1 protein-coding gene and 1 pseudogene are annotated in these 766 nt (G+C 46.2%); both read right to left on the bottom strand.

The features are described 5' to 3' along the window. On the bottom strand, positions 1-474 hold a 474-nt coding region (locus tag A3756_RS22260), incomplete at its 3' end, for a PAS domain-containing protein (protein ID WP_156490696.1). 72 nt (positions 475-546) lie between these two features. Next, a pseudogene (locus A3756_RS28175) lies at positions 547-766 on the bottom strand (hypothetical protein); the annotation flags it as partial.

Below are 766 nucleotides of genomic sequence, written 5' to 3'. Positions count from 1 at the left end.
CTCGAAAGTCTGCTTTCCCAAGGCCAAAACTCGCTGGATTTTTTCTTCAACTGATAATTCACTGTCGGCAGTAATGAGGTGCAAACGACGAAGTGTATTAATTGCTTTGTTGTTTTCCGTCAGGTCATTCATAAAGACGAAAAAGCCAACAACATTACCTTCTCTAATTTGCGGAAGGTAGGTTGCTTGTCTGTAGATCATGCCGGTTCTAAGGTCTAGCTCAATGTCTTTATCTAATCGAACTTCTTCCCCGCTAAGCACTCTTGCCAAGTAGGGAGATAGCTGAGCACAAGCCTTCTCACCAATCACTTCAACCAGCGGTTTATCTTCTACCTCTTCTATAGATAGATGAAATGATTTGGCATAGCGAGAGCTTGCCTTACGATAGTTAAGGTCGGCATCGAGATAAGCCCATGCAAGAGAAAGGTTTTCGGCGACCTTTGCCAGCATCGGGTCGATTTCAAAGTGAGACATGTACGGCTCCTGAGCATTGATATCAAGAGTATAGATGCTACTCCCGCAGAAAGTAGCTGAAATATGGAAAAGCTAGCTGACTCTGGGCGCTAAACCTTCCAGGCTAAGACCTCTAGCCGACTTTAAGTGGGAATATTGCGCCAAAAACAACTCAGCGGTTGCCACGGCATCAAACATTGCATTGTGCTGAAAAGCAGCGGGTAAACCATAGCGGTCCCTACAAGATGCTAGCTGCAAAGGCGCACTTTGACCACTTCGCGCCAAGCGCCCTTGCTCTATCTGCATGGTATCG

The organism is Oleiphilus sp. HI0086 (genome assembly GCF_001635225.1).
This window is presented reverse-complemented; position numbering and strand designations above follow the sequence as displayed.